Origin of the sequence: Hymenobacter sp. AT01-02 (assembly GCF_000961955.2) — a bacterium.
Lineage (GTDB): Bacteria > Bacteroidota > Bacteroidia > Cytophagales > Hymenobacteraceae > Hymenobacter > Hymenobacter mucosus.
On the sequence record NZ_JZIR02000032.1, the window covers coordinates 1 to 6,926 of the forward strand.

The 6,926-nt window shown below is 56.8% G+C and carries 10 protein-coding genes and 2 pseudogenes; 5 read left to right on the top strand and 7 right to left on the bottom strand.

Annotation, left to right across the window (positions count from 1 at the left end; genetic code table 11):
* Positions 1-32 precede the first annotated feature (32 nt).
* Both VI25_RS24720 and VI25_RS12510 read right to left on the bottom strand, forming a co-directional pair.
* On the bottom strand, positions 33-263 hold the full coding sequence (locus VI25_RS24720; protein WP_152981603.1) for a hypothetical protein: 231 nt from the start codon (positions 261-263) through the stop codon (positions 33-35).
* Positions 260-562 (bottom strand): transposase, encoded by a 303-nt coding sequence (locus VI25_RS12510; protein WP_082455527.1) that lies wholly within the window; start codon positions 560-562, stop codon positions 260-262. Before VI25_RS12510 ends, VI25_RS24720 begins: the two co-directional genes overlap by 4 nt.
* 63 nt (positions 563-625) lie before the next feature.
* Between VI25_RS12510 and VI25_RS26890 the strand changes: the two are divergent.
* The 4 genes and pseudogenes from VI25_RS26890 to VI25_RS12535 form a co-directional block, all read left to right on the top strand.
* Positions 626-1,569, top strand: a pseudogene (locus tag VI25_RS26890) (PDDEXK nuclease domain-containing protein); the annotation flags it as partial.
* Between the two features lie 911 nt (positions 1,570-2,480).
* Positions 2,481-3,086 carry a Crp/Fnr family transcriptional regulator gene (locus VI25_RS12525; protein WP_045690443.1) on the top strand — a complete coding sequence of 202 codons (606 nt, stop codon included), beginning with the start codon at positions 2,481-2,483 and terminating at the stop codon, positions 3,084-3,086.
* Positions 3,087-3,362: 276 nt separating this feature from the next.
* Complete coding sequence (locus VI25_RS12530) at positions 3,363-3,686, top strand: putative quinol monooxygenase (RefSeq protein ID WP_045690442.1); 324 nt, start codon at positions 3,363-3,365, stop codon at positions 3,684-3,686.
* 337 nt (positions 3,687-4,023) lie between these two features.
* A complete protein-coding gene (locus VI25_RS12535) occupies positions 4,024-4,758 on the top strand; it encodes an SDR family NAD(P)-dependent oxidoreductase (RefSeq protein ID WP_045690441.1) in 735 nt (244 codons plus the stop codon).
* Between the two features lie 38 nt (positions 4,759-4,796).
* Here VI25_RS12535 and VI25_RS24090 read toward each other — a convergent pair whose 3' ends face one another.
* Both VI25_RS24090 and VI25_RS25175 read right to left on the bottom strand, forming a co-directional pair.
* Positions 4,797-4,976 (bottom strand): VOC family protein, encoded by a 180-nt coding sequence (locus tag VI25_RS24090; protein WP_052695669.1) that lies wholly within the window; start codon positions 4,974-4,976, stop codon positions 4,797-4,799.
* A gap of 48 nt (positions 4,977-5,024) precedes the next feature.
* Positions 5,025-5,171, bottom strand: coding sequence for a hypothetical protein (locus VI25_RS25175; RefSeq protein WP_161806936.1), 147 nt, complete (start codon positions 5,169-5,171; stop codon positions 5,025-5,027).
* 159 nt (positions 5,172-5,330) lie between these two features.
* Between VI25_RS25175 and VI25_RS28895 the strand changes: the two genes are divergently transcribed.
* Complete coding sequence (locus tag VI25_RS28895) at positions 5,331-5,531, top strand: hypothetical protein (RefSeq protein ID WP_410503433.1); 201 nt, start codon at positions 5,331-5,333, stop codon at positions 5,529-5,531.
* A 55-nt stretch (positions 5,532-5,586) separates the two neighbouring features.
* Here VI25_RS28895 and VI25_RS12545 read toward each other — a convergent pair whose 3' ends face one another.
* The 3 genes and pseudogenes from VI25_RS12545 to VI25_RS12550 all read right to left on the bottom strand — a co-directional run.
* On the bottom strand, positions 5,587-5,853 hold the full coding sequence (locus VI25_RS12545; protein WP_055562542.1) for a response regulator: 267 nt from the start codon (positions 5,851-5,853) through the stop codon (positions 5,587-5,589).
* Positions 5,854-5,969: 116 nt separating this feature from the next.
* Positions 5,970-6,214: pseudogene (locus tag VI25_RS28900) on the bottom strand (ATP-binding protein).
* Between the two features lie 58 nt (positions 6,215-6,272).
* Positions 6,273-6,926: HAMP domain-containing histidine kinase (locus VI25_RS12550; RefSeq protein ID WP_161806937.1), on the bottom strand; the 654-nt coding region annotated here is incomplete at its 5' end.

The following is a 6,926-nucleotide window of genomic DNA, read 5'->3' on the forward strand; positions in this document are numbered from 1 at the left end:
GCGGTGCAAGACTTATCGGATGCGATGACGACCTATTTGGTGACCTTGTGCCCGCAATTCGGCTCGTAAGCGGCGGGTGCCAACAGTCGTTTGTGCAGCACAAATACTTGGCACATGGCGATTTCCCAGGCTGGCACCGAGCAGCGTGCCGCTACTCTTTGCTGCCACCGATAGTAGCTGGCCACCCCCACACCCAGCACCTGACAGAGCCGTCGCACGGGGTAGTACTGGGTTTGTGCTCGGACAAAGCGATAACGGCTCACGAGGTTGGCGGCATGAAGATGGCCAAGGCTTTTTTTAAGATGTCACGCTCCTGTTGCAAGCGTCGGTTCTCGGCGCGCAGCTGGCGCATCGCGGCGCTTTCGATTTCTTCCGCGCCCACCTCCAGAACAGGCTGCGTAGCTTTTTGCCACTTGTATAGCAGCTTCGGGCTGATGCCAAGCTGCCGGGCTGCAGCTTGCGTGGAGCGGCTTTCCGAGGCTAAACGCAACGCTTCCGCCCGGAAGGCGTCATCATAGCGGCAACGTTTGCGCGGCGAAGTTGTAATTGATTTTGAACTTATGACAGAAGGAAGATAATGCCCTTTTCTGTCTCACTTTACTAGAACCTCTCGGCCTACCCAGACCCGGCCTTTGTGCAAGCGACGCTTGCACAAATCCCCTGGTACCACCATCTCACCTTGCTGGAGAAGGTGCCGGATGAGGCTACGCGCTTGCACTACGTGGCGGCCGCGGCCCAAAACGGCTGGTCGCGTGATGTGATGGTGCATCAGATTGAAGCCGGCCATCACCGTCGCCAGGGACAGGCCATTACCAACTTCGCTACCACGCTACCCCCCGAACAATCAGAGCTAGCCCAGCAGACCCTGAAAGACCCTTACGTGTTCGATTTTCTCGCCCTAACCGATAAGGTGCAGGAGCGGGACTTGCAGCGCAGGCTGCTCGAGCACATCACCAAACTGCTGTTGAATTGGGGAGTGGCTTCGCTTATCTGGGGCAGCAAGTACACCTAGAAGTGGTGGCAGGTTACTACCTCGATCTGCTGTTCTACCATGTCCGCTTGCGCGCCTACGTGGTGGAGTTGAAGATCGCCGAGTTCAAGCCCGAGTACGCAGGCAAGCTCAACTTCTACCTCACGGCCGTTGACGAGCAACTGCGCCACCCTGAAGACCGCCCGAGCATCGGGTTGCTGCTGTGCAAAAGCCGTAACAACGTCGTCGCCGAGTATGCCTGCGGGACGTGCATAAGCCCATTAGGATCGCCGAGTACCGGTTGGGTGAGTATCTACCGGAAGCTTTGCAGGCTGCATTGCACAGTGTGGCCACTTTGGAACAGCAACTCACAGAAAAGCTGGCCGCCGGCTTATCTCCCGACCAGCCCGAGCTATAAGGCCGGCAAGAATATCGGATATCTCGGCGCGCAATGCACATTCAGTAAACGGCAAGCGGCACAGTTGGCCGTCCCGTTGCGAGCCATAGTGAGCTTGCGGGAGGTCACTGCTCGCCTGAATGAATCGGGGTACCGAACCCGCATGGAGAAGATCTTTCATGACTTTAAAGGTTACCGCTAAGGGCATAACCTTCAAAGTCATGAAACTAAGTGCCGTTAACTTTGGAATAGTGACTCTAAAGGAGAGGAGGGTAAATTGCGAAAATTAAAATCAGTTTAGAACAATATGATAGTCTCTTTTTTTTATATCTCGTTTGCACAACATTAAAGTCAATTCTTGTCTTGTTAAATTATTAACATGAGACATAAAGGGGTGCCCATAGGAGTTTTTGTCGACTGAAATAACGGTTTCTTTTAATTTAATTTTTACACCACATTTATTATGTGAATTTTCCGGCATTCCCTTCATGATGAGCCACTATTGAATAATGATCGTGAACATAATTAAGAATAGGAAGTATTAATTTAGCAAACTGGCTATAATGAATATCAGCGGATAATATAGCTGATTTGGTCTTTGTCCTGACAGCCATACATATACTACTCTTGTTTCTAACTCTTAATTTAGGACCATTGAATATAATAAAATTATTAAAACTATAACATTCTCCATTTTTTTGCGAAGGATAATTTATGAATACCACATTGTTATTCAATCGTTTCGATGACTTCCATATATCATTACAGTTGTCCGATACGCCTTTTCTATGTTAACTAGAAAGGCTTTGCGTACCAGACTGGGTGCCGGTGCCGGATAATGATGGATGTCACTTGACGACATAGGGCACACTCTATAGCCTTAATTTCTACCTAGTTGTCCAAGCCAAACAACAACCCTAGATCCGTACCCTCCAGCTTCTTCTTCTCAAAGGGGAGCCCGACAACGGCGTGGCCTTGCGTAAAAGGTTGGTCCAGAAGTTAATTGCCTCCTTGTTTTTTACCAAATGGTAACGGCTGCTCATGCCTAAGGCGTGACCTTTGCTACGGGCCGATTGCCTGGAACCCCTCCAGGCGCTACCCCCTCTTCCTGGCATGACCGACTTGTCACTCGATACCTTTCTGCTGCAATTCTATCCCTTTAGCCCGCAGCAACTCCAACTTATCCGGAAGCAGGCCGTGGCGCGCACCTACCAGCCCGGCGACTATTTCTCGCAGGCCGGACGGGTGGCGCAGGAAATTGGCTTTGTGGTGGCCGGCGTGATGCGCGTGTGCTACTTCGAGCGCGATGGCACGGAAAACACCAAGTATTTTGTGGAAGAGAACCACTTTGTGGTGGACCTGCAAAGCTATCAATTCCAGCAGCCCTGCACCGAGTACGTGCAGGCCGAAACGCAGGTGCATATGCTTGTATTCAAGGCCCACGCGTGGCAGGCCCTTAGCCTGACCATCCTCGCGTGGCCGCAGGTCGAGCAGAAGCTCTTCACGCACGCGCTGTTGGAAAAAATGAACCGGCGCAGCGCGCTGGTCAGCCCCAACGGAGCGACCCGGTATGCGCAGTTCCTGACCACGTTCCCAGGGCTGGCCAATCGGATTCCGCTCGCCTACTTGGCGTCCTACATTGGCGTCACGCCGCAGTCGCTGAGTCGTATCCGCCGCCGGCTGGATACCCAGCCTGGTTTTCCAGAGGCAACCAGCTGACCGACTTACCCCATGTCGCTAGTGAACGGAACCGGTTAATTCAGCGACTACCCGCACCAGAAGCTACCAGGGCCGTTGCGTACTCCTGCTGCGCGCTCAACAACGGGTCGCGGCGCACCTGAAGAGCTGAAGAACCGCTTTTCGGTTCTGAACAGTGGCAGCCCGGCTGGCTCCCCGGTCGCTGCCTGCCGACCTGCGTCTGGCAAACCCACTCGGCTCAACTGCTTTTTACCAAAAGGTAAGTAGTCCCTTTTTTAGACGAAGCAATTTTGCCGCATGAACCAATCAACTAACCACTACGTCACTGTGCTCTGGGAAGCACGGGCGAAAGCCGGAAAAGCGGCCGAGATGAAAGCGTTTATCACAGGGGTGATTACGGGCTCGCGCAACGACGCGGGTTGCCTCGACTACGAGGCGCATGAGGTCGTCGGTCAACCAGGCACCTTTATCATTTGGGAACGTTGGGAAAACCAGGCGGCGCTCGACGCCCACCTGAGTGGGACCCGCATGGTCGAAAAAGCGCCGCAGCTGCTGGAACTGATGGACGGGTCTATTGAGGCCGGCATCCGATTACTACAACCCTTTCGTCCGGTTCAGTAAGTAGGTCCGTCCAGGCGAGCCTCAGCCGGCCGCTTTCCGCTCGTTCAACCGGTACTCGCCGTTCCGTACTTTCCCTCCACCTTCGCTAGCGGCTGTCTCTCCAGGAGACAGCCGCTTTTTTGCTCGGCTACCACCGGCCGGGTGCTGCTAAATGCGTAGCCACTTGCTGCGTAGGTGGGTTTGCGGCTAGCAGCGCACAAGCGTTAACGTAGTTGATTTACAGCGTTTTCGGCAGCATCACAATCAGCCGGCTGGTCGTCTCCTTTTTACCCAAAGGTAAGTAACCTGTCCAGCAGCCGTTGGACCTTTGCTCCGTACTTATCTCCTCATACAGCGCATGAAACATGTTCTCATTACCGGTGCCAACAAGAGCATCGGTCTGGAAACCGCCCGCCAATTGGCCCACCAGGGCTATTTTGTCTACCTCGGCTGCCGCGACTTAGTTAAAGGGCAGCAGGCGGTGGCCCACCTGACCGAAGCCGGCCTGCCCCACGTCGAGGCGATTCAACTCGATGTTTGCGATAAAGCCTCCATTCAGGCGGCTGAAAAGACCATCCGAGCGAAAACCTCCGTCTTGGACGTGTTGATTAACAATGCGGGCGTACTGGGTGGGTTTCCGCAAAATGCCTTGATTACTGACACTGATCAGATACGAGAGATCTTCAACACCAACTTCTTCGGCACCATCGAGGTGACGCTGACCTTCCTGGACTTACTCGAGCAGGCGCCGGTGCCCGTCATCGTCAACATTAGCTCCGGCCTGGCCTCGCTCACGTTGCAAAGCGACCCCACCTGGATCCATGCGCCCTATAAGCTAGCGGCCTACGGCTCCTCCAAGACGGCGCTCAATGCCTACACCGTCTTCCTGGCGTACGAGCTGCAGGCGAAAGGTTTTAAAGTCAATGCGGTCGACCCGGGTCAGACAGCTACCGATTTTACCGGCCACCAAGGGGGAGCGGTAACGGATGCCGCCCGGTTTGTTACCCAATACGCCACGATCGGTGCGGACGGCCCTACTGGGAAGTACTTTAGTCGGGATGCTCCCGCCGGTGAAACCGAAAGCCCGTGGTAGTCAAGGCGTAATACCAGCTTGGCATGCATCCGCGTGCCCTACACCATGTAAAACTCCCAGGCGATGCGGTCAGGATCTTTAAAGGCCACGTACTGCTTGGGAGCCACCGTATCCACTTTTACCCCCGTGTTCTCCACCCCGGCCGCCTGTAAGGCCGCGGCGACCCGGTGCAGCTCGGCTTCGTCTTCGCAGGCAATGGCGATGTGGTCGAGGCCCACGTTGAAGGGGGTGAAGGTGCTGCCCCCGGGGTAGGTGGCGCCGCCAGCTTAAAGCCAATAAACGTGGTTCCGACCAGAAAGCCCAGTATGTCGGAGGTCTTCAAGCACCTCATGATCAAAGGCCTTGGCGCGGGCAAAGTCGGAAGTGCGCAGGGCGACATGCGCCAAGCACTTGGTTTTGGGTTGAATGGACATCAGCAAAGGAAAAGAAAGGAAGGGGTTGGCCCTAGTGAACAGGAAATCGATGCGTTTGGCTCGCCGGCCCACTAGGCCAACCGCTAGGCCACAGCCTTGATTTTAGCCCGGCTCTCGCAAGGGCACGGCTATAATCAGATTGCCCAGGAGTTGGAGAGCTTGGGCCTTCGTACCCGCCGCGGGTGCCGCTTCACCCATCAACAGGTCCAGCGCATAGCCCAACGGGAAGCGGGCCACGCCCTCAGAGCCACACGCCTCTGCTGTCTAGCAGGGGGGAGGGTTTCCTCGGGAAGGGTTTTGGTGTCAGGATTGGGCTTGAGCCACTGCCGCAAGCACCAGCGGGTACCTCACGTGCACTAGGTTGGAAAATAGTTATCGAGCAGCTGTTGCAGCTTGGCCATCGTTAGAGGCTTTCTCAGGATGCCGTCCAGGGGCAAGCCCCGCAGTTGCTCCAGATCCCGCTCGACCGAGGCGCTGGTGAGCAGCAGTACACGATGCCCTGGCGCTGGGCGGCGGGTAAGTGTTGGTAGGCCTGCAGAAACTCGATGCCGTTGAGCACGGGCATGTTCAGGTCCAGCAGAATCAACTGCGGGCACTGGGCCTGGTTCGGCAACAGGCAGGCCGTGGCCAGCAGGCGCAGGGCCTGCGCCCCATCCTCGGCCACCAGCAGGTGCTCGGTCACGCCAGCGCGCTCCAGCAGCAGCTTATTAAAAAATTGGCAGTCGAATCATCATCGACCAGCAGCGCACTGGTTAAGCGGGGCATGGAGAGAGTAGAAAAACTAGGTAAAGCCAGCCCCTAGGCTGGAAAGGTGAGGGTGAAGGTCGTGCCCACGCCCTCCTGACTGGCCACGGTGATAGTACCGCCCGCATTCTCCACAATCTTTTTCACCGCATAGAGCCCGACGCCCGAGCCTCGACGTGGGTGTGCAGACGCTGGAAGAGCTGAAACAGACGCTGCTGATGTGGGACGCTCAGGCCCAGTCCATTGTCCTGCACCGTGAGTACCAGCGAGTCGCCGGTGGGCACGCACCGGATGCGCACCCGGGGGGAGCCGCTCGGGGGTGACAGTACTTGAGGGCATTACTCACAAGGTTGTAGATCAGGCTACGCAGGTTCTTGGGGCGAGAACACCCGCAGCTGCGTGCCGTTGACGGTTACGTCGAGCACGGCCCCAGCTTCGAGGAACTGGAAGTGCAGGTCCTCGCGCACATCCGCGATGATGGCCGCCAGCGAAACCGTCATCGGTGGGCTGGGCAAACTCGGCTTGCAGCCGGCTCACGTCGGTCAGGTGCGTGAGGGTGCGCCGAAAGCGCTCGATGGACTCCTGCATGCGCTCCAGCACCGGCGCCACGTGTGCATCCGCTCGCACGGCCTCGGGTAGTAACTCGGGCAAGAGGGCCAGCAGCCCCTCAATGTTGGTGATGGGCGACTTCAGGTCGTGCGAGGCCGTGTAGACGAAGTTGTCCAGGTCCACGTTGGTGCGCACCAAGCGGCTGTTGCTCGCGTGCAATTCCTTGTTGGTGGCTGTTAGTTCCTCGTTGAGGCGCTGCACCTGCTGGCGGGCCAGCACTTGCTCGGTCACGTCGAGGGCCACGCAGGCAATGCCCGTCACGGGTCCGTGCGGCTCGTCGCGCAGGGGCTGGTACACGAACGTGAAATACCCCGTTTCGCCGGGCCGGTGGTATCTCAGGTGGCGCGGGCAGCTCGTGCTCGACCACGGCCTCGCCTGGTAGTCCCAGACCCTGCTGGCCTC

Coding starts and splice junctions, on each gene's coding strand:
- VI25_RS12525 (WP_045690443.1), top strand. CDS start 2,481: ATGACCGACTTGTCACTCGATACCTTTCTGCTGCAATTCTATCCCTTT.
- VI25_RS12530 (WP_045690442.1), top strand. CDS start 3,363: ATGAACCAATCAACTAACCACTACGTCACTGTGCTCTGGGAAGCACGG.
- VI25_RS12535 (WP_045690441.1), top strand. CDS start 4,024: ATGAAACATGTTCTCATTACCGGTGCCAACAAGAGCATCGGTCTGGAA.
- VI25_RS25175 (WP_161806936.1), bottom strand. CDS start 5,171: ATGTCCATTCAACCCAAAACCAAGTGCTTGGCGCATGTCGCCCTGCGC.